This window comes from Microbacterium luticocti DSM 19459 (assembly GCF_000422405.1).
Lineage (GTDB): Bacteria > Actinomycetota > Actinomycetes > Actinomycetales > Microbacteriaceae > Microbacterium > Microbacterium luticocti.
In genome coordinates this window covers 102,213-123,757 of record NZ_AULS01000008.1, presented here as the reverse complement: position 1 = coordinate 123,757, position 21,545 = coordinate 102,213, and the positions used below count along the sequence as shown (strand labels likewise).

The window sequence follows — 21,545 nt, the reverse complement described above, 5'->3', positions numbered from 1 at the left end:
CGCATCCCCGCGTTCACCAAGCTCCAGGAGACGACACATGGCCGGCGTGACAGGTCGCGTCATCCTCCCGACAGCCGCCCCCGCACAGCCGTCGGCCTCCGGGGTCGGCACCGCCCACGCCAAAGTGATCCTGCTCGGCGAGCACGCGGTCGTGCACGGCGCCCCCGCCATCGCCCTGCCCGTGCACAGCCTGACCCTGCAGGCATCCGCGACCCACACCGACCGTGACCTGTGGATCGACTCGGTGCTCTACCGCGGCCCGGTCGCCGACGCCCCCGACCTGCTGGCCGCCCCGGTCACCGCCCTCACCGCGACGCTGCGCTTCGTCGGCGCCGCCGCCACCGGTCTGTCGGTGCGCATCGACGGCGAGATCCCGGCCGAACGGGGCCTGGGCTCCAGCGCTGCCGTCGCCGCCGCGATCAGCACCGCCGTGGCACGCGCGCACGGCGTCGACCTCGACCCGCACGAGCAGTTCGAGCTCATCCAGGCCGCCGAACGCGTGGCGCACGGCACCCCGAGCGGCCTCGACGCCCGCTCTGTCGTGTCCGCCGCGCCCATGTGGTTCCGTGCCGGGCAGGCGCAGCCGTTGCCGTCCGCGTTCGGTGGGGTGTTCGTCATCGCCGACACCGGCGTGCACGGGCGCACCCGTGAGGCCGTCGCCGGGGTCGCCGCCCTCAAAGCGGCCGAACCGGCCCGGGTCGCCGGCATCCTCGCCCGCATCCAGCAGCACACCGAGCAGGCTGCGGCCGACCTCGCCGGCGACGACCGCGGCGCGCTCGGCGCCCGTATGCGCGACACCCACGCGCTGCTGCGCGAACTGACGGTGTCGAGCCCTCACCTCGACCGCCTCGTCGCCGCCGCCGACACCGCCGGGGCGTTGGGCGCAAAGCTCACCGGCGGCGGCCGAGGCGGCTGCGTGCTCGCCCTCGCCGACACCGACGACGACGCCCGCCGCATCGCCGCCGCACTGCGCGAGAACGGTGCGGAGCGCACCTGGATGCTGCGACCCGGAGACATCGCGGCATGAGTACCGCGATCGCCCACCCGAACATCGCGCTCATCAAGTACTGGGGCAAGCGCGACGACGAACTGATCCTGCCGCTGACCGGCAGCCTCTCGCTCACCCTCGACGTGTTCCCGACCACCACCACCGTCACACTCGCACCCGACAGCGCGGTCGACGAGGTCTTATTCGACGGCGCACCCGCCGGTGCCGCCGAACGCATCGTGGCATTCCTCGACCTGGTGCGCGGCCTGGCCGGCAGCACCACCCGCGCCCGCGTGCACACCCGCAACTCGGTGCCCACCGGTGCGGGCCTGGCCTCGTCGGCGTCGGGGTTCGCGGCGCTGGCCGTCGCCGCCGCATCCGCGTACGGGCTCGCCCTGGACGATGCGGCACTGAGCCGACTGGCCCGTCGCGGATCGGGCTCGGCCTGCCGCTCGATCGTCGGCGGCACCGCGATCTGGCACGCCGGCAGCGACGATGACTCGTCGTTCGCCGAGCCGGTGGCCGGTCCCGACCTGGGCATGGTGATCGCGGTGGTGGATGCCGCAGCCAAACCGATCTCGAGCCGTCAGGCCATGCGCCGCACCATCGAGACCTCGCCGTACCTGCCCGCCTGGGTGAGCTCCACCGAGGCCGACCTGGCCGCGATGCAGCAGGCGTTCGCCCGCGGCGACGTCACGGCGATCGGCGAGCTGACCGAGTCGAACGCGCTGCGCATGCACGCCGCGATCATGGCCGCCCGGCCGCCGGTGCGTTACCTTGCGCCGCAGAGCATCGCGCTGTTCGACACCGCTGCCCGGCTGCGCGCGGACGGGCTCGAGGCGTACGCGACCGCCGACGCCGGCCCGAACGTGGTGTTCCTGTGTCGCGGCGCCGACGTCGATGCGGTGCGCGATGCGGTGGCCGCCGACCCGGCCGCCGGCATCGCACCCGACCGTCTGGTGGCCGCCCATGCCGGCCCGGGGGCGCATCTGGTCGAGGGCGCGGCATGATCCGCGCCCAGGCGCCCGGCAAACTGTTCATCGCCGGCGAATACGCGGTCGTCGAACCCGGCGAACCGGCCGTACTGGTCGCCGTCGACCGGCACATCACCGTCGAACTCGAATCCGCCACCGGCCGCGGCAGCATCTCGTCCGACCAGTACGGCCGCGAGCCGGTGCTGTGGACCCGCGACGGGGGCGTCGTCGTGCTCGACCAGGACCACCGCCCGTACGACTACGTGCTGTCGGCGCTGGCGACCGTCGACGCGCTCGCCGCCGAACGGGGCATCCCGGTGCGGTTCTGCGACCTGCGCATCTCGAGCGAACTCGACGACGTGTCGGGCCGCAAGTTCGGTCTCGGCTCGTCGGCGGCCGTCACGGTCGCGACCGTCCGCGCCCTCGACCGTTTCTACGACCTCGCGCTCACCCCGCGGCAGCTGTTCCGGCTCGCGCTCATCGCCACCGTGCGGGTCGCGCCCGCGGCATCCGGCGGGGATGTCGCCGCCAGCACCTTCGGCGGATGGATCGCCTACAGCGCCCCCGACCGCGCCCGGGTGCGCGAGTTGGCCGCAGCGGGCGTGCAGGCCGCGCTCGACGCCGACTGGCCCGGATTCTCGGTGCGCCGGGTGCCCGCACCGCGCGACCTGCGGCTGCTGGTGGGGTGGACCGGGCAGCCGGCCTCGACCGAGCGGCTGGTCGGCAGCGTGCACCGCAGCGTCGCCGGCGCCGACCGGTACCGGCGGTTCCTGGGCGACAGCCGCGCCGCCGTGCAGGATCTGACCGCCGCGCTCGACGCGCAGGACGCACCGGCCGCGCTCGACGCGATCCGTCGCGCCCGCGCCGTGCTGCGCGAGTTGGCCCGTCACGCCGGACTGCAGATCGAGACCGCGCAGCTGACCGCGCTGTGCGACATCGCCGAGGCGTGCGGAGCCGCCGCGAAGTCGTCGGGTGCCGGCGGCGGCGACTGCGGCATTGTGCTGGCCCCCGCCGACGCCGATGTGCACGGCATGCTGACACAGTGGGAGCTGCACGACATCCGCCACCTCGACCTGCGCGTGCAGCAGGCGCAGGGAGCCATCGATGGGTGAGCGATCATGAGCAGCGAGCGCAAAGACCAGCACGTCGACCTCGCCGCCGCGCAACAGGCGGCCCCGCCGTCCCGCAACGACTTCGACGACGTCGCGTTCGTGCACCACGCCCTGGCCGGCATCGACCGCGACCGGGTGAGCCTGCGCACCTCGTTCGCCGGCATCACCTGGCCGGTGCCGTTGTACATCAACGGCATGACCGGCGGCAGCGACCGCACCGGCCGCATCAACCGGGCGCTGGCGATCGCGGCCCGTGAGACCGGCATCCCGATCGCGTCGGGTTCGATGAGCATCGCCCTGCGCGAACCCGACACCGCGCCCACCTTCCGGGTGCTGCGCGACGAGAACCCCGACGGGTTCGTGCTGGCCAACCTGAGCGCCGACGCCGATCCCGACCAGGCCCGCCGTGCCGTCGAGCTCGTCGATGCGAACGCCCTGCAGCTGCATCTGAACAGCGTGCAAGAGACCGTCATGCCCGAAGGCAGCCGCGGCTTTTCGGCGTGGCCGGCGGCCATCGAGGCGATCGTCGCCGCCGTCGACGTGCCGGTCGTGGTCAAAGAGGTGGGGTTCGGGCTGAGCCGCCGCACCCTCGAACGCCTGGCCGGCCTGGGCGTCGCCGTCGCCGATGTGAGCGGGGCGGGCGGCACCGACTTCGCCCGCATCGAGAACTCCCGCCGCCCCGAGGCCGACTACGCGTTCATGGCCGGGTGGGGTCAGTCCGCGGTGTGCTGCCTGCTCGACGCCGCGCACCGCGACACGACGGGCCCGACGGCGGCGGATGCCACACCCTCCGCCACACCGGCGACACCGTCCCCGATCCCCGCGCTGCTGGCCTCGGGCGGGGTGCGCACCCCGCTCGACGTGGTGCGTGCGCTCGCCCTGGGCGCCCGCGCGGTCGGGGTGTCGGGTGTGTTCCTGCACGCGGTGCTCGGCGGGGGAGAAGAGGCGCTGGTCGCCAAGATCCGGGCATGGCTCACCCAGCTCGGACAGCTGCACGCGCTGCTGGGCGCGTCCGACCCGGCGGCTCTGACCGCCACCGACCTGCTGCTGCGCGGCGCCGTGCACGAGTTCTGCGAGCTGCGCGGCATCGACGCGGCCGCGTACAGCCGCCGCAGCGCACACGAGGAGCACCGATGAGGGACGAGACGATCGGCGCCGCGCCGGTGCCGATGAAATGGGTGGGGCCGATCTCGGTCTCGGGGGCGGTGATGACCGGCCTGCAGCAGGTGCCGCTGGCCACCTACGAGACCCCGCTGTGGCCCTCGGTCGGCCGCGGCGCGAAGATCTCCACGCTCACCGAGCGGGGGATCGTCGCCACCCTCGTCGACGAGCGCATGGCCCGCTCGGTGCTGTTCGAGGCCGACGACGCCGCCACCGCTCTGGCAGCGGTGCAGGCGCTGAACGCCCGCCGCGACGAACTGCAGCAGGTGATCTCGGGCGCGAGCCGGTTCGCGCGGCTGCTCGACATGCACCACCAGATCGTCGGCAACCTGCTGTTCCTGCGGTTCGAGCTGTCGACGGGGGATGCCTCGGGGCACAACATGGTCACCCTGGCCAGCGACCGGCTCATGGAGCACATCCTGGCCACCGTGCCCGGGCTGCGCTACGGGTCGATCTCGGGCAACTACTGCTCCGACAAGAAGGCGACCGCGGTCAACGGCATCCTGGGACGCGGCAAGAACGTCGTCACCGAGCTGCTCATCCCGCGCGGGGTGGTCACCCGGCGCCTGCACACCACGCCCGAGGCGATCGCCGAGCTGAACGTGCGCAAGAACCTCATCGGCACCATCACCGCCGGAGGGCTGCGCAGCGCCAACGCGCACTACGCGAACATGTTGCTGGCGTTCTACCTGGCGACCGGGCAGGACGCCGCGAACATCGTCGAGGGGTCGCAGGGCATCACCCACGCCGAGACCCGCGACGGCGACCTGTACTTCTCGTGCACGCTGCCGAACCTCATCGTCGGCACCGTCGGCAACGGCAAGGACCTGCCGTTCGTCGGCGAGAACCTGGCGCGGCTCGGCTGCGCCGACGACCGCGAGCCGGGCGAGAACGCCCGCCGACTGGCCGTGCTGTGCGCGGCGACCGTGCTGTGCGGCGAGCTGAGCCTCATGGCCGCGCAGACCAACCCGGGCGAGCTGATGGCCGCCCACCTGACCATCGAGAGGAAGGCGCGATGACCCCGCGCGTCGGCATCCACGACCTGGCGTTCGCGACCGCACACCAGGTGCTCGACCTGGCGGTGCTCGCCGAGCACAGCGGCGTGGATGTGGGCAAGTACTACGTCGGCATCGGGCAGAGCGAGATGAGCGTGCCCTGCGCCGACGAGGACATCGTGACGATGGGGGCCGGAGCCGCCGCGCAGATCCTCGATCGGCTGCGGGAACGAGACGGCACGACCGACGGCATCCGCACCCTGCTGTTCGCCACCGAGTCGGGCATCGACCAGTCCAAGTCGGCGGGTGTGTTCGTGCACTCGCTGCTGGGCATGGGCGAGAACTGCCGGGTGGTCGAGCTCAAACAGGCCTGCTACTCGGCCACCGCCGCGCTGCAGTTCGCCCTGGGCATCGTCGCGCGCGATCCCCGCGAGCAGGTGCTGGTGATCGCCGCCGACATCGCCCGGTACGCGCTGGACTCCAGTGGTGAGCCCACGCAGGGCGCCGCGGCGGTCGCGTTCCTGGTCACCGCCGACCCGGCCCTGGTCGAGATCGAACCGGTCACCGGGCTGCACACCGACGACATCGCCGACTTCTGGCGGCCGAACTACCTGTCCACCGCGCTGGTGGACGGCAAGTACTCGCTGGCCGCATACCTGCGCTCGCTCGAGGGCGCGTGGGACGAGTACCGAGCGCGCGGCGGCGTCGGGTTCGAGAAGATCGACCGGTTCTGCTACCACCAGCCGTTCACCAAGATGGCGGTCAAGGCCCACGACCGGCTCGTGGCGATCGCCGGCGCCGACCTCGACAAGGCGGGCCGGCTCGCCCAGATCGAGGCGAGCCTGCGCATGAACCGGCGCACCGGCAACAGCTACACGGCATCCATCTATGTCGGGCTGCTGTCGCTGCTCGAGCACGACGAGGCAGACCTCGCCGGCCGGCGCATCGGGTTCTTCAGCTACGGGTCGGGCAGCGTGTCGGAGTTCTTCACGGGCGTGGTGCAGCCCGGGTACCGGTCGCTTCTGCGCACCGAGGCCGACGCGCGGGCGCTGGCGGATCGCACGCCGATCGGCTACGACCGCTACCGCGCCCTGCACGAGCGGGTGGATGCCACCACCGGTGGCGACGATCGCACCCCGGCCGAGACGACCGGCCCGTTCCGGTTCGCCGGGGTGAGCGACCACGTGCGCCGCTACGAGCGCACCGGCCGCTGACGACACCGGGACCTCCCCGGCTGCCTGAGGGGCGACGGAGGGTCTTCTCCCGGGCTGTGCACAGGAGGAATCCCATAGAATTCGGATGCCGCGTGGCACCGCCGCGCCGTCTTTGCACGTCTGTGGTCACCGCCTGGAGCCGGTGCCGCCGCCCGCACGAGAGGACCGAGCCATGAGCCCGAAGACCCCGCGTGCGCCGCTGGCGCGACACGGCCGGCTGCGCTCGCCGCACCCGGTCGCGCAGATCGCGGTCGTGGTGGCGGCCACCCTGGTGGTGGCGCTGGTGGGGCTGGCGGGCACGGCCGCGTTCGCCGCGTGGAACGCGGTCAGCTCAGTACAGGACAACGCGATCGCGTTGGAGTCGAGCAAGCCGCTGCCGCCGTCGATCGGTGAGATCGAGGGCGGGGTGAACCTGCTGCTGGTGGGCACCGACTCGTGCCAGGGGCAGGACGTCAAGCTGTTCCCGCGGTGCAAGCACGACGACGGCGGCGAGCGCAACGACGTGACGATGCTCGTGCACATCGGTGACGACCCGCGCCGGGTGACGGTGGTGTCGTTCCCGCGCGACATGATCGTGCCGATCCCGTCGTGCCCGTCGCCGGACGGCGGCCGGTACTCGGCGATGAGCGCGCAGATGCTCAACGTCTCGTACATGTACGGGGGCCTGGCCTGCACGGCGTTGACCATCCAGGAGCTCACCGGCGTCGACATCCAGTTCGCGGCGGCGATCCGCTGGACCGGAGTCATCCACATGTCCGACGCGATCGGCGGGGTCGACGTGTGCGTGGCCGGTGACATCAACGACAAGCACACCGGCCTGCATCTGAAGGCCGGCGAGCACACCCTGGTGGGCGCCCAGGCGTTGCAGTTCCTGCGCATCCGGCACGGCATCGGCGACGGCTCGGACCTCGGGCGCATCTCGAACCAGCAGCAGTTCATGTCGTCGCTGGTGCGCAAGTTGCAGTCCGGCGGGGTGCTCTCCGACCCGCAGAAGCTGTTCGCGTTGGCGACCACGGCGCTGCAGCAGGTGAACGAGAAGCAGCTGGTGCTCGACTCGAACCTGGCGAACCCGACGCGCATGGTGCAGATCGCGATGGCCGTGAAGTCGGTGCCCTACAAAGACATCGTGTTCGTGCAGTATCCGACCCAGTACGACCCGGCCGACAACGATCGTGTGCTGCCGGTGCGCAGCCAGGCCGAGGTGCTGTTCACCGCACTCAAAGAGAACAAGCCGCTGACCATCACCGGGTCGGCCAGCGCCGGCAACGGGGTCGAGGTCACCGGCGAGGCATCCGGCCCCACCCCGGGCCCGACCGCCTCGGGCACCCCGGGTGCGTCGCCCAGTTCGTCGCCGAGCGCGCCGTCCGATGCCGTCGAGCTGCCCAGCGGCATCACCGGCACCACGGCCGCCGAAGTCACCTGCACGCGTCCGCAGCAGTAGGCTCGTGGTCGATGAGCACGAGTGAACGCAGCGCCCGAACCGTCCTTCTGCTCATCGGCATCGGCCTGGCGGCCGGCCTGCTGTCGGGGCTGTTCGGTGTCGGCGGCGGCACCGTCATCGTGCCGATGCTGACCTTTCTGGCCGGGTTCGAGCACCGGCGGGCGGCCGGCACGTCGCTGGCGGCGATCGTGCCCACCGCGGCGGTGGGCGTCATCTCGTACGCGGTGCACGGGGCCGTGGCGTGGATCCCCGCGCTCATCCTGGCCGCCGCGGCGGTGATCGGCGCGCAGGTCGGCACGTGGCTGCTCGCCCGGATGCCGGTGAACGTGCTGCGCTGGGTGTTCGTCGGCTTTCTCGTGGTGGTGATCATCGGCCTGTTCTTCGTCATCCCGTCGCGTGACGCGCAGCTGCCGCTGACCTGGCTCAGCGTGCTCGGGCTGATCGCAGTGGGCCTGCTCACCGGGGTGCTGTCGGGCCTTCTCGGCGTGGGCGGCGGCGTCATCATCGTGCCCGCGCTGATGCTCGGCTTCGGCGTGAGCGACCTGATCGCCAAGGGCACCTCGCTGCTCATGATGATCCCGACCGCCCTGTCGGGCACGATCGGCAACCTGCGCCGCGGCAACGTCGACCTGTTCGCTGCGGCCCTGGTCGGTGTCTCGGCCTGCACCATGACCGCGGTCGGCGCGTGGCTTGCCACCCTGCTGAACCCGACCGCCGCCAACATCCTGTTCGCCGTGTTCGTCGCGTTCATCGCCGTGCAGATGGCGCTCAAGGCGTGGCGCGGCGGTCGACCGAAGAAGGCCTGACCGCATCCCCGCGCCGCCACGAGGTCCTTCTCGCCCCTCGCAGAGTTCGGAACATCGCGCGAAGTTCGGATGATCCGGGGGAATCGGTCCGAGGTTGATGCGATCCTCCGAACCTTGTGAACGGATGCTGCGGCCTGGCGGCCGGGCAGTCCTGGCCGCGACGCACCCCTCCGGGCGCCGCCCGGCGCCGCTCGGGCGGCGATACCGTGCCGGAGAGGCGGCGATACCGGGCCGGAGAGGCGGCCATACCGTCCCGGATAGGATGACAGGGTGAGCGTGAATCCCGATCTGGTCGGCCGTGTGTTCGCGCCGACCGCGCCGTACCTGGTGGGGCGCGAGAAGGTGCGCGAGTTCGCCCGTGCCGTGCTCGCCACCGATCCGCAGCACACCGACCCGGACGCCGCCCGCGCGCTCGGCTATGCCGACGTGGTCGCCCCACCCACCTTCGCCATGGTCGTGCAGGATCTGACCCTGCAGCAGCTGCTGGCCGAACCCGACACCGGCATCGCGCTCGAGCGCACCATCCACGCCGAGCAGCGGTTCCGCTACACCCGCCCCATCGTCGCCGGCGACGAACTGACCGGGCGGCTGTCGATCACGGCGGTCCGACCGATCGGCACCGGCGCCATGGTCACCAGTGAGGCCGAGATCACGGATGCCGCGGGCTCGCACGTGGTCACCGCCACATCCGTCCTGCTCATCGGGGGAGACGAATGACCGCCACGCCGACCGTCGGCGACCAGATCGCCGAGCGCACCGTGCACCTGACCCGCGAATCGCTGGTGCGCTACGCGGGCGCCTCGGGCGACTTCAACCCCATCCACTACCGCGATGACGTCGCCGCCCGGGTGGGCCTGCCCGGCGTGCTCGCCCACGGCATGCTCACCATGGGGCTGGCGGTCGAGACCATCGTGCCGTGGCTGGGCGACGCCGGCCGCATCCTCGACTACGGCGTGCGGTTCACCCGTCCGGTGGTCGTCGACCCCGAGACCGGCGCCGACGTCACCGTCACCGCGAAGGTCGGCGCGGTCGAGGCGGATGCCGCGCGCATCGACCTGACCGTCACCTGCGCCGGCACCACCGTGCTGGGCAAGGCCCAGGTGCGGGTGCGGCTGGACTGACATGCCCGAGGTCGCACCGCAGCCGCTGTCGCGGCTGACCACGCTGCGCACCGGCGGCGCGCCGGCCCGCATGATCGACGCGCACACCCCCGCCGAACTCGTCGACGCCCTGCGTGAGGTCTGGGCCGACGGCGACGACTGGCTCGTGCTCGGCGGCGGGTCGAACCTGTTCGTCGGCGACGCCCCGTTCGACGGCACCGTCGTGCGGGTGCTCACCCGCGGCATCGAACGGATGCCGTCACCCCGCGACGGGCACGTGCGGCTGCGCATCCAGGCCGGGCATCCGTGGGACGAGGTGGCGGCCCACGCCGTGGACGCGGGGCTCGCCGGCATCGAGGCGCTGTCGGGCATCCCCGGTACCGCCGGGGCCGCTCCCGTGCAGAACGTGGGCGCGTACGGGCAGGAGATCGTGCAGACCCTCGTCGAGGTCGACCTGATCGACGAAGACACCGGCGAGGTCGCCACGGTGCCGGCATCCGATCTGGGGCTCGGCTTTCGCACCTCGGTGCTCAAACACCACTACGGGTCGGTACCGGCCCGCCGGGCGGTGATCGTGGCGCTGACCCTCGAACTGCGCGAGGTGGGCTCGGGCGCCCAGCCGGTGCCCGGCTCCCAGCTGCGCACGGCGCTCGGGCTGGACGAGCAGGATGCGGTGACCCTCGCCTGGATCCGCGAGCGCATCATCGCGATCCGCCGCGGCAAGGGCATGGTGCTCGACGACGCCGACCCCGACACCTACAGCGCCGGGTCGTTCTTTCAGAACGCGATCGTCACCGACGCGTTCGCCCGCACCCTGCCACCGGAGTGCCCGCGGTGGCCGATGGCGCCCGACCCGGCGCCGGTGCGGGTGATCCCGCTCGACGAGTACGCGGGACTCGACCCGCTGCCGCCCGCGCCGCTGCCCGACGTCAAGGTCAGTGCGGCGTGGCTGATCGAGCACACCGGCTTCGGCAAGGGGTTCCGCCTGCCGCGCTCGCGTGCCGGATTGTCGACCAAGCACGCGCTCGCGCTGACCAACCGGGGCGGCGCGACCGCCGATGAGATCGCCGAGCTCGCGCGTTTCGTGCGCAGTCGCGTGCACAGCGAGTTCGGGCTGTTGTTGCAGCCCGAACCGGTGCTCGTGAACGTCGAGCTGTAGGCGGACGAGCCGTCGGCGGGCGACCTGCGGGCAGGCGAGCCCTCGGCGGGCGACCTGCGGGCAGGCGAGCTGCGGGCGCTCGAGATGTCGGCGGGCTCAGCCCGGCGCGTCAGCCGAACAGCTTCTGCAGCCGCTGCACGCCCTCGAGCAGCTGGTCGTCGCCCAGCGCGTACGACAGGCGCAGGTAGCCGCTCGGACCGAACGCCTCACCGGGCACGACGGCCACCTCGGCCTCGTCGAGGATCAGGTCGGCCAGCTCCAGCGACGTGCTGGGGGTCTTACCCGCCCAGGTGCGGCCGAGCAGCCCGCGCACATCCGGGTACACGTAGAAGGCGCCCTGCGGTGTGGGCACCGTCATCCCGTCGATCTTCGACAGTTCGGCCACGATCAGCCGACGCCGGCGGTCGAACGCCTCGCGGAACGCCTCGACCTCGTCCTGCGGGCCGTTCAGCGCCGCGATCGCCGCGCGCTGCGCGATGTTGTTGACGTTGCTGCACAGGTGCGACTGCAGGTTCGCGGCGACCTTGATCGCGTCGGCGGGGCCGACCATCCAGCCCAGCCGCCAGCCGGTCATGGCATAGGTCTTGGCGACGCCGTTGACCAGGATCGTCTGGTTCGCCACCTCGGGCACCGCCTCGACGATCGAGGTCGCCTTCACCCCGTCGTAGACGAGGTTCTGGTAGATCTCGTCGCTGATCACCCAGATGCCGTGCTCGAGCGCCCACTGGCCGATCGCCGCGGTCTCGTCACGGGTGTAGACCGAGCCGGTCGGGTTCGAGGGAGAGACGAACACGAGCGCGGTGGTGCGGTCGGTGCGCGCGGCCTCGAGCTGGTCGACGGTGACCTTGTAGTCCTGGTCGGCGCCGGCGAACACCTCGACCGGCACACCGTCGGCGAGTTTGATCGCCTCGGGGTACGTGGTCCAGTACGGCGCGGGCAGCAGCACCTCGTCGCCCGGGTTCACCACGGCCTGGAAGGCCTGGTAGACGGCCTGCTTGCCGCCGTTGGTGACGATGACCTGAGTCGGGTCGACCGCCAGGCCCGAGTCGCGCAGCGTCTTGGCGGCGATCGCCTGCCGCAGTTCGGGCAGCCCCGCCGCGGGCGTGTAGCGGAAGTTCTTCGCATCGCGCAACGCGTCGGCGGCGGCATCCACGATGAACTGCGGTGTGGCGAAGTCGGGCTCGCCGGCGGCGTACGAGATGACGGGCTTGCCCTCGGCCTTCAAGGCCTTGGCCTTGGCGTCGACCTTGAGGGTCGCCGATTCGGCGATCGCGGACAGCTTGCGGGACAACGGGGCGCGTTCGGTCACCCCTCCAGCGTAGCCCGCCGGCGCGAGCACCGACACGGCCCGACCCGTGCACAATACGCGGGGCGGGCGCCGGGCGGGTGCCGGATGCCACGACCCGGGGTATACGTGAGACTCAGTGTCGCTTACACTGGGCTTCAGTTTCACTATCGAGGAGAGTGCGATGGCCGCCGAGACCGCCTACACCCCGCCCGTCGACGACTACGCCTTCCTGTACGGCGAGGCGTTCGGCCTCGACCTGCCGGCCCGCGCCACCGGCGGCGAGCTCACCGCCGCCGACGCCACCGAGATCATCGCCGCTGCCGGCGAGTTCGCCGGCTCGGTGCTCGCCCCGCTCGAGACGGTCGGCGACCGCGTGGGCGCGCGCCTGCAGAACGGTGACGTGCACCTGCCCGACGGCTTCGCCGACGCGTACCGTGCGTTCGTCGAGGCCGGCTGGATCACCGCCGAAGCCCCCGCCTCCGCGGGCGGCGACGGACTGCCCGGGGTCGTGCGGGCGGGCCTGGGCGAGATCTGGAACGCCTCGAACGCGGCCTTCGCCCTGTGCTGGCTGCTCACCGCCGGACAGATCCATGCGCTCGACGCCGCGGCATCCGACGAACTTCGCGAGACCTACCTGAGCAAGCTCGTGTCGGGCCGGTGGACCGGCACCATGAACCTCACCGAGCCCGACGCCGGCACCGACCTCGGTGCGATCCGCACCATGGCCACGCCGCGGCCCGACGGCACCTGGTCGGTGCGCGGGCAGAAGATCTTCATCACCTGGGGCGACCACGACCTCGCCGAGAACATCGTGCACCTGGTGCTGGCGCGCACGCCGGATGCCCCGGCCGGCGCCAAGGGACTGTCGCTGTTCGTCGTGCCGCGCATCCTGGTGAACGACGACGGGTCGCTGGGCGATCGCAACGCGGTGACCACCGTCGCGATCGAGCACAAGCTCGGCATCCACGGCAGTCCCACCTGCGTGCTCGCGTACGAGGACGCCACCGGCTACCTCGTCGGCGAGGTCGGCGGGGGCCTTTCGGGCATGTTCGTCATGATGAACTCCGCGCGCACCGGCATGGGCTTCCAGGCCACCGGCATCGCCGACCGCGCGTACCAGCAGGCCGCGGCGTACGCCGCCTCGCGGCTGCAGGGTGCCGTGCTCGACCGGCCCGCCGGCACCCCGATCGCCGAACACCCCGATGTGCGGCGGCTGCTGCTGTCGATGCGCAGCCGCATCTTCGCGATGCGCGCCCTCGGCGTGTGCGTGGGCGACCTGTTCGACCGCGACGAGACGGCGCTGGCGGAGTTCTTCGTGCCGATCCTCAAGGGGTGGACGACCGAGGACGCCGTCACCGTCACCAGCGAGGCGATCCAGGTGCACGGGGGCATGGGCTTCATCGAAGAGACCGGCGTCGCCCAGCACTACCGCGACGCGCGCATCATGCCGATCTACGAGGGCACCACCGCCATCCAGGCCAACGACCTGGTCGGCCGCAAGGTGATCCGCGACCGCGGCGCCACCGCCGAGCAGCTGTTCGGCCGCATCGAGCGCACCGTCGCCGACCTGCGCGCGGCCGGGCATCCGGTGGCCGACCGGCAGGCCGAGCGCCTCGCGCGTGCGGTCGAGGCATCCCGCCGCGCCACCGGCCGGCTGATCGGTTTCGGCGCGACCCGCGACGCCTACGCGGTGGGCGTGCCGTACCTGATGATGCTCGGCACGCTCGCCGGCGGCTGGATGCACGGCCTGGCCGTGGCGGCGGTGCTGGCCCACGACACCGCACAGGCGACGGATGCCGCGCGGCTGACCGACGCGGACTTCTACGGCGCGCACCACCTGCCGCGCGTGCACATGCTCGCCGAGACCGTCGCCGCCGGCGAGATCGCCTGAGCCGGCCCGGGATCTGCGCGGCCGCCCGGGGCCTGCGCGAAGGCCCACCCGGGCCGCGCTCGGCGAGGGCGGACCGGGCCGGTACGCGATCCGGCGCGACCCGCTCGGGTGAGCGGGCCGCGCCGGATGGTTCGTGCTGCGCCGGTCAGGCGGCGCGTGGCCGATCAGCCGCGACCGGGTAACCGCGATCAGCCGCGTGCGACCGGGCGCCGCAGTCAGGCGCTCAGTCGCGCTCGACCAGGTACCGCGAGTAGGCGTCCTGGGTCAGGAACGCCGGGAACTCCTCGCGCAGCGAGACCTCGCGGAACACGGCGGCGGCGTCGTCGAACCGGTCGCCGTCGAACCGGTCCACCGTCTCCAGCACCTCGCCGATGAGTCCTTCGACGTACTCGCGGGTGATCGCGGTGCCCTCGGCGGTGGAGCGGTCCTGATGGATCCACTGCCAGATCTGCGACCGCGAGATCTCGGCGGTCGCCGCATCCTCCATCAGGTTGTCGATCGCCACCGCGCCCTGGCCGCGCAGCCACGCCTCGATGTACCGGATCGCCACCGACACGTTGCCCTGCACGCCGGCCTCGGTGATCGGGCGGCCGATGCGCAGATCCAGCAGCTGGGCCGCCGTCACCTCGACGTCGTCGCGCTGCCGGTCGATCTGGTTCGGTCTCTCGCCCAGCACCGCGTCGAACTCGGCCTGCGCCGCCGGGATCAGATCGGGGTGCGCCACCCAGGTGCCGTCGAATCCGTCGCCGGCCTCGCGCTTCTTGTCGGCGGCCACCTTCTCCAGCGCCTGAGCGGTCACCTCCGGGTCGCGCCGGTTGGGGATGAACGCGCTCATCCCGCCGATCGCGAACGCGCCGCGGCGGTGGCAGGTCTTGACCAGCAGCTCGGTGTAGGCGCGCATGAACGGTACGGTCATGGTCACCTCGCTCCGGTCGGGCAGCACGAACCGGGCGCCGCGGCCGCGGTAGTTCTTGATGATCGAGAAGATGTAGTCCCACCGGCCCGCGTTCAGGCCCGCGCAGTGGTCGCGCAGCTGGAACAGGATCTCCTCCATCTCGAACGCCGCCGGCAGCGTCTCGATCAGCACGGTCGCCCGGATCGTGCCGTGCGGGATGTGCAGGGCACGCTCGCTGAACGTGAACACGTCGTCCCACAGCTTCGCCTCTTCGGAGCTCTCCAGCTTCGGCAGGTAGAAGTACGGTCCGGTGCCGCTGTCGATCAGCGCCTGTGCGTTGTGGAAGAAGTACAGGCCGAAGTCGACCAGCGAGCCGGATGCCGCCATGGTGCGCCCGGTGCGGTCGGTGAACCGGATGTGCTCTTCGACCAGGTGCCAGCCGCGTGGGCGCATCACGATCGTCGGCGTGCGCTCGGCGGTCACCTCGTACCGCTTGCCCGCGTCGTTGGTGAACGTCAACTGCCCGCGGATCGCGTCGAACAGCGACAGCTGGCCGCCGATCACGTTGCCCCACGTGGGGCTGGTGGCATCCTCTTGGTCGGCCAGCCACACCCGCGCGCCCGAGTTCAGCGCGTTGATGGTCATCTTCGGGTCGGTGGGCCCGGTGATCTCGACGCGGCGGTCCTGCAGGCCCGGTGCGGCGCCGGCGACCCGCCAGTGCGGGTCGTCGCGGATGTGCGCGGTGTCGGCGCGGAAGTGCGGGTCGTGGCCGTTGCCGATCTCGAACTGGCGGCGCATCCGCTCGGCCAGGAGGTCGTGGCGGCGCCCGGCGAAGCGGTGGTGCAGTGCGGTGAGGAACTCCAACGCCGCAGGCGTCAGGATCTCGTCGTACCTCTCACGGATCGGGCCGGTCACCTCGATGGTCGGTCGGTGGGTCGTGATCGGGCCGGTGGTCGGCACCGTGCCCAGGGTGATGGTCATGATGGTTCCTTGTCTGTCTGTGAGCCCGGTTCGGGGCGGATATGTGCGTTCGGGGCGGATATGGGCGTGATCTGAGGCACGAATACGCCCCGAACCGCGTAGGGAAAGGGGGTGGATGCCTCGGCCCGAGGGATTCGGTGGGCCGAGGCATCCGGGACCGGGGGTTCGCCGGTCGGTCTAGTGGAACTGGGCGGCCTCGGTGGAGCCGGCCAGGGCGAGGGTGGCACTGGCGGGGTTGAGCGCCGTCGAGACGGCGTCGAAGTAGCCGGTGCCCGCCTCGCGTTGGTGCTTGGTGGCGGTGTAGCCGTCGGCCTCGGCGGCGAACTCGGCCTCCTGCAGGTCGACGTAGGCGCTCATGGCGCGCTGCGCGTACCCGCGGGCGAGGTCGAACATCGAGTGGTTCAGGGCGTGGAAGCCGGCCAGCGTGATGAACTGGAAGGCGTAGCCGAGGTCGGCCAGCTCGTCCTGGAAGGTGGCGATCTGGGCGTCGTCCAGGTGCCGCTTCCAGTTGAAGCTCGGCGAGCAGTTGTAGGCGAGCTTCTTGCCCGGGAACTCGGCGTGGACGGCGTTCGCGAACTCGCGGGCCAGCTCGATGTCGGGCTCGCCGGTCTCGACCCACAGCAGGTCGGCGTACGGGGCGAACGCGAGCCCGCGGGCGATCACCGGCTCGATGCCCGGGCGCACCCGGTAGAAGCCCTCGGTGGTGCGCTCACCGGTGAGGAACCCGCGGTCGCGCTCGTCGACGTCGCTGGTGATGAGGTCGGCGGCCAGGGCGTCGGTGCGGGCGATCATGACGGTGGGAACGCCCGCGACGTCGGCGGCCAGCCGCGCCGCGTTCAGGGTGCGGATGTGCTGCTGGGTGGGCACCAGCACCTTCCCGCCCAGGTGACCGCACTTCTTCTCGCTGGCCAGCTGGTCCTCCCAGTGGATGCCGGCGGCTCCGGCCTGGATCATCGACTGGGCCAGTTCGTAGGCGTTCAGCGGTCCGCCGAACCCGGCCTCGGCATCGGCGACGATCGGGGCCAGCCAGTCCCGGGTGACACGGCCCTCGGCGTGCTCGAGCTGGTCCTGCCGCAGCAGCGCGTTGTTGATACGTCGCACCACCGCCGGCACCGAGTTGGCCGGGTACAGCGACTGGTCGGGGTAGGTCTGGCCGGCGAGGTTGCCGTCGGCGGCGACCTGCCAGCCCGACAGGTAGATCGCCTTCAGCCCGGCGCGCACCTGCTGCACGGCCTGGCCGCCGGTGTACGCGCCCAGTGCCCGCACGTACTCCTCGGTGTGGATGAGGTTCCACAGGCTCTCGGCGCCGCGGCGGGCGAGCGTGTTCTCTTCGCGGACAGTGCCGCGCAGCCGGATGACGTCCTCGGCGGTGTAGGTGCGCTCGAGGCCGTCCCACCGCGGGTCGGTGTCCCAGATCTCCTGGAGCTCGGCCGCGGTCTGGACCTGGTCGCCGGCGCGGAGGGGGGCGGCGGATGGCGTGGGGGTCATGGCGTTCTCCTTCGGGGGTCGGCCGGGGCGGTGGGCCCGGGCTGTGACATCCACTCTGAGTGAAGTGCTGCGGTATCCACGACCAAATCCGGCGTGAAGTTTTGCCGGATTTCTGTTCTCGTGAGATCATCGCCGGATGAACGACCTGCTCGCCCTCGAAAACGCGACCGCTGCCGTCGACGATGAAGAGGTGGACACCCTCACCATCGGCCGGCGCATCCGGCAGCTGCGCACCGCGCGCGGGATGCGGCTCGAAGAGCTGGCCGCGGCGGTGTCGCGCGCGCCGAGCCAGCTGTCGATGATCGAGAACGGACGGCGCGAGCCCAAGCTGACGCTGCTGCAGTCGATCGCGCGGGCCCTCGGCACCACGCTGGACGCGCTGCTGGAGTCCGAGCCGCTGGACGAGCGCGCGCAGCGCGAGGTGGCGCTCGAACGGGCCATGAAGGGGCCGACCTTCCGGTCGCTGGGGATCGAGCCGTTCCGGATCCCGCGCTCGCTGTCGGACGAGGTGCTCGACGCCCTGCTGGCGCTGCAGGGCGAGATCGAACGGCTGCGCGACGAGCGTGCGGCGACCCCCGAAGAGGCCCGCCGGGCGAACGTGGCGCTGCGGCGGCTGATGCGCACGCAGGACAACCACTTTCCCGAGCTCGAGCAGCAGGCCCAGCGCATCCTGAAGGCGGTCGACCACCCCGGCGGGCCGCTCACCCAGCGCACCGCGTCCGACATCGCCGCGCACCTCGGCTTCACGCTGCACTACGTGCCCGACCTGCCGCAGACCACCCGCTCGGTCGCCGACCTCAAGCACGGCCGGCTGTACCTGTCGAGCCGGCTGACCGCCAAGGGCGATCCGCGCACAGCGGTGCTGCAGGCGCTGTGCAGCCGCATCCTCGGCCACGGCGAACCGGCCAGCTACGCCGAGTTCCTGCGTCAGCGGGTGGAGACCAACTACCTCACCGGGGCGCTGCTGATCCCCGAGTCGCACGCCGTGCCGTTCCTGCAGGACGCGAAGAAGGACCGGGCGATCTCGATCGAAGACCTGCGCGACGCCTACTCGGTGTCGTACGAGACGGCCGCACACCGGTTCACGAACCTCGCCACCCGGCACCTCGGGATCCGGGTGCACTTCCTCAAGGTGCACGAATCCGGCACGATCACCAAGGCGTACGAGAACGACGACGTGAACTTCCCCGCCGACCGGCTGGGCGCCATCGAGGGACAGATGTGCTGCCGCACCTGGACCAGCCGTGTCGTGTTCGACGTCGACGACCACTTCAACCCGTACTACCAGTACACCGACACCGGCAACGGCACCTACTGGTGCACCGCCCGGGTCGAGAACTCCAGCGAGGGCGCGCACTCGGTGAGCGTGGGCGTGCGCTTCGACGACACCAAGTGGTTCCTCGGCCGTGACACCACCAACCGCGCCGTGTCGAAGCACGCCACCGAGGTGTGCTGCCGGCGGGCGCCGGCCGAGCTCGAGCAGGCATGGCGCGACAACGCCTGGCCCAATGTGAAGACGCCGCGCACGCTCTTGGCGACCCTGCCGACCGGGGCTTTTCCCGGGGTCGACACCACCGACGTGTACGAGTTCCTGCAGGCGCACGCGCCGCACTGACGGCGCGCTCCGGTGCGCCGGGCGGGGCCTGCCGCGTCCGTGTCGGCATGGCACAGATCCGTCGGCGGCGATTGCCCGCGCGGCGGGGGGATGCCACCATGTGTGGCATCTGCCGCAAGGAGAGCCATGACCCTCGTCGAACACCAGCGTGACAATCGGCGCCGTCACCATCGGCCGGTGGCGCTGCACCCCAAGCTGATCCTGTTCGTCTTCGTCGGCGGGGCGGTCGGCACGGCCATCCGTGCGGTGCTCGCGTTCGCGTTCCCGTGGACCGGAACCGTGCCGTGGACGATCCTCGTCGTGAACCTGTGCGGCGCGCTCGTGCTGGGCTTTCTGCTCACCGCGCTCGCCGTGCGCACCCCCGAGACCGACGCCCGACGCGACGTCCGGCTGTTCGCCGGCACCGGCATCATGGGCGGGTTCACCACCTACAGCGAGCTGGCCAGCGATTCCGCCGTCATCTTCGGCACCGACCCGGTACTCGCGATCAGCTTTGCGCTCCTGACGGTTCTCGGCGGCGTCGCCTGCGCCGGCATCGGCGTGATCGCGGCCAAAGCCCTCGTGCACCGCCGCGTCGACCTGAGCACGGTGCACGCATGAACCCCGGACTGTTCCTGCTGATCGCCGTCGGCGGGGGAGTGGGCGCATCGGTGCGGTTCACCCTCGACGGCATCATCATGCGCCGGGCCGGCGGCACCTACCCGTGGGGCACGTTCGTCATCAACACGAGCGGCGCGATCCTGCTGGGGTTTCTCACCGGCATGGCCGACTCGTCGGTGCTGGACGCGCAGTGGATGCAGGTGCTGGGCGTGGGCTGCATGGGCGGCTACACCACCTTCAGCACCGCGATGGTCGACACCGTGCACATGCTGCAGAAGCAGAAGTTCTCTCTCGCACTCGGCAACAGCATCGGGATGCTGGTGCTCACGGTGCTCGGCGCCTGGCTCGGGCTCATGCTCGGCCGCGGCCTGTAGCCTGCCGCCGCGCGCGCCGGTGCTCCAGGCCGTTCACCAGCACGATCACGACGCCGGCCACCGCCAGCAGCATCCACACCCACCCGCCCATGTCGTCGAACTCGGCGGCGGGGTCACCGGTGGCCGACACCGCCAGCAGCATGCCCACCAGGGCCACGCCGAGCATCTGCCCGACCTGCTTCGACGTCGAGATCAGGCTCGACGCCAGCCCCGCCTCGGACTCGTCGAGTGCGGCCAGCGCGGTCACGCTGATCGGGTCGGGGATCAGCCCGAACCCGAGCCCGAACACCAGCGACGGGACCAGCACCGTCCACAGCGGCGCGTGCTCGGTCGCCCACAGTGCGAGCGATCCCGCCGCGATCAGCGTCCCGGCCAGCATCAGCGCCGGCCGTGATCTGCCTTCGCCCACCAGCCGCGCCGCGAACACCGCCGACAGGGTCGCCCCGGCCGCCAGCGGAATGGTCGCCAGCCCCGCGCCGATCGCGTCGAGCCCGCGTTCGGACTGCAGCGCGAACGTGTTCACGAACAGCAGTCCGGCCAGGGCCAGATAGCCGAGCACCGCGGTGGTCAGTGCCACCACGAACGCCCGGGTGCGCAGCAGCCGCAACGGCACGACCGGATGCGGGTGGTCGCGCTCGGAGCGCACCAGCCCCGCGCCGGCGGCCACGGCGACGACCATCGCGACCAGCACGGCGAGAGACACCCAGCCCAGGTGGGGGCCCTCGATGAGCACGAACGTCACGGCGGCCAGACCCAGGGTGAGCAGGGTCTGGCCGAGCGGGTCGAACCGTTCCGGGGCGTCCGAGTGCGATTCGGGCACGAACACCAGCACCAGCACCGCCGTGAGCACGCCGAGCACGACCCCCGCCCAGAACAGCGACGGCCACCCGGCCGCCCGCACAAGCAGCCCGCCGAGGATCGGCGCCGCCGCCAGCGACGCGGTGCCCACCGTGCTCCACCACATGACCGCCACCGCCCGGCCCGCCTTCGGCGCCGCCGCCGTCAGCAGCGACAGCCCGGCCGGGGCGACCATCGCCGAGCCGACGCCCTGCACCGCGCGCCCGGCCACGAGCATCCACACCGACGGGCTCAGCGCGCACAGCAGCGACCCGGCGGTCATGATCGCGGTGCCGCACAGCAGCACCCGGCGCCGCCCCCACCGGTCGGCGAGGGTGCCCGAGAAGGTCAGCAGTGCCGCCAGTGGCAGGATGTACGCGGCCTGCAGCCACTGCAGCGCGCCCATGCCCGCGTGCAGCCGGCCGGCGATGTCGGGCAGGGCGATGGTGACGACGCTGCCGTACGCGGTGTGCACGAACTGGGCCAGGCAGCAGGCGAGCACCAGGCGCAGCCCCAGACCGGCAGGTGCCGGGGCGCCCACACCGGTGGCACGCCGGGTCATCGCACCTCCCGATCGGCGGACGGAGTGCCTCGACTATAGCGACGGCGACACCGGCCGCACGCGG

The 21,545-nt window shown here is 71.8% G+C and carries 19 protein-coding genes; 15 read left to right on the top strand and 4 right to left on the bottom strand.

What is annotated here, in order from left to right; all coding sequences use genetic code 11:
• Positions 1 to 37 precede the first annotated feature (37 nt).
• The 11 genes from mvk (at position 38) to H577_RS0109995 (ending at position 10,950) form a co-directional block, all read left to right on the top strand.
• Positions 38 to 1,027: a mevalonate kinase gene (mvk, locus tag H577_RS0110045; protein ID WP_084516077.1), complete on the top strand. Its 990-nt coding sequence runs from the start codon at positions 38 to 40 to the stop codon at positions 1,025 to 1,027.
• Positions 1,024 to 1,998: a diphosphomevalonate decarboxylase gene (gene mvaD / locus H577_RS0110040; protein ID WP_036284519.1), complete on the top strand. Its 975-nt coding sequence runs from the start codon at positions 1,024 to 1,026 to the stop codon at positions 1,996 to 1,998. Before mvk ends, mvaD begins: the two co-directional genes overlap by 4 nt.
• Positions 1,995 to 3,074, top strand: coding sequence for a phosphomevalonate kinase (locus tag H577_RS0110035; protein ID WP_029145847.1), 1,080 nt, complete (start codon positions 1,995 to 1,997; stop codon positions 3,072 to 3,074). Before mvaD ends, H577_RS0110035 begins: the two co-directional genes overlap by 4 nt.
• Before the next feature lie 6 nt (positions 3,075 to 3,080).
• Positions 3,081 to 4,211 carry a type 2 isopentenyl-diphosphate Delta-isomerase gene (fni, locus tag H577_RS0110030; protein ID WP_036284516.1) on the top strand — a complete coding sequence of 377 codons (1,131 nt, stop codon included), beginning with the start codon at positions 3,081 to 3,083 and terminating at the stop codon, positions 4,209 to 4,211.
• Entirely contained in the window at positions 4,208 to 5,254 is a 1,047-nt protein-coding gene (locus tag H577_RS0110025) for a hydroxymethylglutaryl-CoA reductase (RefSeq protein ID WP_029145845.1), read from the top strand. The genes fni and H577_RS0110025 overlap by 4 nt, the downstream gene beginning before the upstream one ends.
• Positions 5,251 to 6,444, top strand: a complete 1,194-nt coding sequence (locus H577_RS0110020) for a hydroxymethylglutaryl-CoA synthase (RefSeq protein WP_029145844.1) — start codon at positions 5,251 to 5,253, stop codon at positions 6,442 to 6,444. The genes H577_RS0110025 and H577_RS0110020 overlap by 4 nt, the downstream gene beginning before the upstream one ends.
• Before the next feature lie 172 nt (positions 6,445 to 6,616).
• Positions 6,617 to 7,885 (top strand): LCP family protein, encoded by a 1,269-nt coding sequence (locus tag H577_RS0110015; RefSeq protein ID WP_245570380.1) that lies wholly within the window; start codon positions 6,617 to 6,619, stop codon positions 7,883 to 7,885.
• 11 nt (positions 7,886 to 7,896) lie between these two features.
• Positions 7,897 to 8,691, top strand: coding sequence for a sulfite exporter TauE/SafE family protein (locus tag H577_RS0110010; RefSeq protein ID WP_029145842.1), 795 nt, complete (start codon positions 7,897 to 7,899; stop codon positions 8,689 to 8,691).
• Between the two features lie 270 nt (positions 8,692 to 8,961).
• Positions 8,962 to 9,408 (top strand): MaoC family dehydratase N-terminal domain-containing protein, encoded by a 447-nt coding sequence (locus H577_RS0110005; RefSeq protein WP_029145841.1) that lies wholly within the window; start codon positions 8,962 to 8,964, stop codon positions 9,406 to 9,408.
• The gene (locus H577_RS0110000) at positions 9,405 to 9,812 is read left to right on the top strand and encodes a MaoC family dehydratase (RefSeq protein ID WP_029145840.1); all 408 of its coding nucleotides are present in this window, start codon (positions 9,405 to 9,407) and stop codon (positions 9,810 to 9,812) included. Before H577_RS0110005 ends, H577_RS0110000 begins: the two co-directional genes overlap by 4 nt.
• 1 nt (position 9,813) lies before the next feature.
• Positions 9,814 to 10,950, top strand: a complete 1,137-nt coding sequence (locus tag H577_RS0109995; RefSeq protein ID WP_029145839.1) for a UDP-N-acetylmuramate dehydrogenase — start codon at positions 9,814 to 9,816, stop codon at positions 10,948 to 10,950.
• A gap of 109 nt (positions 10,951 to 11,059) precedes the next feature.
• Here the strand turns inward: H577_RS0109995 and H577_RS0109990 are convergent, their stop codons facing one another.
• A complete protein-coding gene (locus H577_RS0109990; protein WP_029145838.1) occupies positions 11,060 to 12,259 on the bottom strand; it encodes a pyridoxal phosphate-dependent aminotransferase in 1,200 nt (399 codons plus the stop codon).
• 160 nt (positions 12,260 to 12,419) lie between these two features.
• Between H577_RS0109990 and H577_RS0109985 the strand changes: the two genes are divergently transcribed.
• A complete protein-coding gene (locus H577_RS0109985) occupies positions 12,420 to 14,129 on the top strand; it encodes an acyl-CoA dehydrogenase family protein (protein ID WP_029145837.1) in 1,710 nt (569 codons plus the stop codon).
• Between the two features lie 223 nt (positions 14,130 to 14,352).
• On the opposite strand, the gene aceB is transcribed toward H577_RS0109985, so the two are convergent.
• Positions 14,353 to 16,005, bottom strand: coding sequence for a malate synthase A (aceB, locus tag H577_RS0109980; protein WP_029145836.1), 1,653 nt, complete (start codon positions 16,003 to 16,005; stop codon positions 14,353 to 14,355).
• Positions 16,006 to 16,182: 177 nt separating this feature from the next.
• Entirely contained in the window at positions 16,183 to 17,493 is a 1,311-nt protein-coding gene (gene aceA, locus H577_RS0109975) for an isocitrate lyase (RefSeq protein WP_029145835.1), read from the bottom strand.
• A 136-nt stretch (positions 17,494 to 17,629) separates the two neighbouring features.
• Between aceA and H577_RS0109970 the strand changes: the two genes are divergently transcribed.
• From H577_RS0109970 to crcB, 3 genes are all read left to right on the top strand, one after another.
• Positions 17,630 to 19,108 (top strand): helix-turn-helix transcriptional regulator, encoded by a 1,479-nt coding sequence (locus H577_RS0109970; RefSeq protein ID WP_029145834.1) that lies wholly within the window; start codon positions 17,630 to 17,632, stop codon positions 19,106 to 19,108.
• Between the two features lie 126 nt (positions 19,109 to 19,234).
• A complete protein-coding gene (locus H577_RS0109965; RefSeq protein WP_084516074.1) occupies positions 19,235 to 19,708 on the top strand; it encodes a fluoride efflux transporter FluC in 474 nt (157 codons plus the stop codon).
• The gene (gene crcB / locus H577_RS0109960; RefSeq protein ID WP_029145832.1) at positions 19,705 to 20,082 is read left to right on the top strand and encodes a fluoride efflux transporter CrcB; all 378 of its coding nucleotides are present in this window, start codon (positions 19,705 to 19,707) and stop codon (positions 20,080 to 20,082) included. Before H577_RS0109965 ends, crcB begins: the two co-directional genes overlap by 4 nt.
• Here the strand turns inward: crcB and H577_RS16010 are convergent.
• Positions 20,060 to 21,481, bottom strand: a complete 1,422-nt coding sequence (locus tag H577_RS16010) for an MFS transporter (protein ID WP_051191933.1) — start codon at positions 21,479 to 21,481, stop codon at positions 20,060 to 20,062. The genes crcB and H577_RS16010 overlap by 23 nt on opposite strands.
• Positions 21,482 to 21,545: the final 64 nt, after the last annotated feature.

Coding starts and splice junctions, on each gene's coding strand:
- H577_RS16010 (WP_051191933.1), bottom strand. CDS start 21,481: ATGACCCGGCGTGCCACCGGTGTGGGCGCCCCGGCACCTGCCGGTCTG.
- aceB (WP_029145836.1), bottom strand. CDS start 16,005: ATGACCATCACCCTGGGCACGGTGCCGACCACCGGCCCGATCACGACC.
- H577_RS0109965 (WP_084516074.1), top strand. CDS start 19,235: ATGACCCTCGTCGAACACCAGCGTGACAATCGGCGCCGTCACCATCGG.
- mvaD (WP_036284519.1), top strand. CDS start 1,024: ATGAGTACCGCGATCGCCCACCCGAACATCGCGCTCATCAAGTACTGG.
- H577_RS0109970 (WP_029145834.1), top strand. CDS start 17,630: ATGAACGACCTGCTCGCCCTCGAAAACGCGACCGCTGCCGTCGACGAT.
- H577_RS0110025 (WP_029145845.1), top strand. CDS start 4,208: ATGAGGGACGAGACGATCGGCGCCGCGCCGGTGCCGATGAAATGGGTG.
- aceA (WP_029145835.1), bottom strand. CDS start 17,493: ATGACCCCCACGCCATCCGCCGCCCCCCTCCGCGCCGGCGACCAGGTC.
- mvk (WP_084516077.1), top strand. CDS start 38: ATGGCCGGCGTGACAGGTCGCGTCATCCTCCCGACAGCCGCCCCCGCA.
- H577_RS0110035 (WP_029145847.1), top strand. CDS start 1,995: ATGATCCGCGCCCAGGCGCCCGGCAAACTGTTCATCGCCGGCGAATAC.
- H577_RS0110000 (WP_029145840.1), top strand. CDS start 9,405: ATGACCGCCACGCCGACCGTCGGCGACCAGATCGCCGAGCGCACCGTG.
- crcB (WP_029145832.1), top strand. CDS start 19,705: ATGAACCCCGGACTGTTCCTGCTGATCGCCGTCGGCGGGGGAGTGGGC.
- fni (WP_036284516.1), top strand. CDS start 3,081: ATGAGCAGCGAGCGCAAAGACCAGCACGTCGACCTCGCCGCCGCGCAA.
- H577_RS0110015 (WP_245570380.1), top strand. CDS start 6,617: ATGAGCCCGAAGACCCCGCGTGCGCCGCTGGCGCGACACGGCCGGCTG.
- H577_RS0109985 (WP_029145837.1), top strand. CDS start 12,420: ATGGCCGCCGAGACCGCCTACACCCCGCCCGTCGACGACTACGCCTTC.
- H577_RS0110020 (WP_029145844.1), top strand. CDS start 5,251: ATGACCCCGCGCGTCGGCATCCACGACCTGGCGTTCGCGACCGCACAC.
- H577_RS0110010 (WP_029145842.1), top strand. CDS start 7,897: ATGAGCACGAGTGAACGCAGCGCCCGAACCGTCCTTCTGCTCATCGGC.
- H577_RS0109995 (WP_029145839.1), top strand. CDS start 9,814: ATGCCCGAGGTCGCACCGCAGCCGCTGTCGCGGCTGACCACGCTGCGC.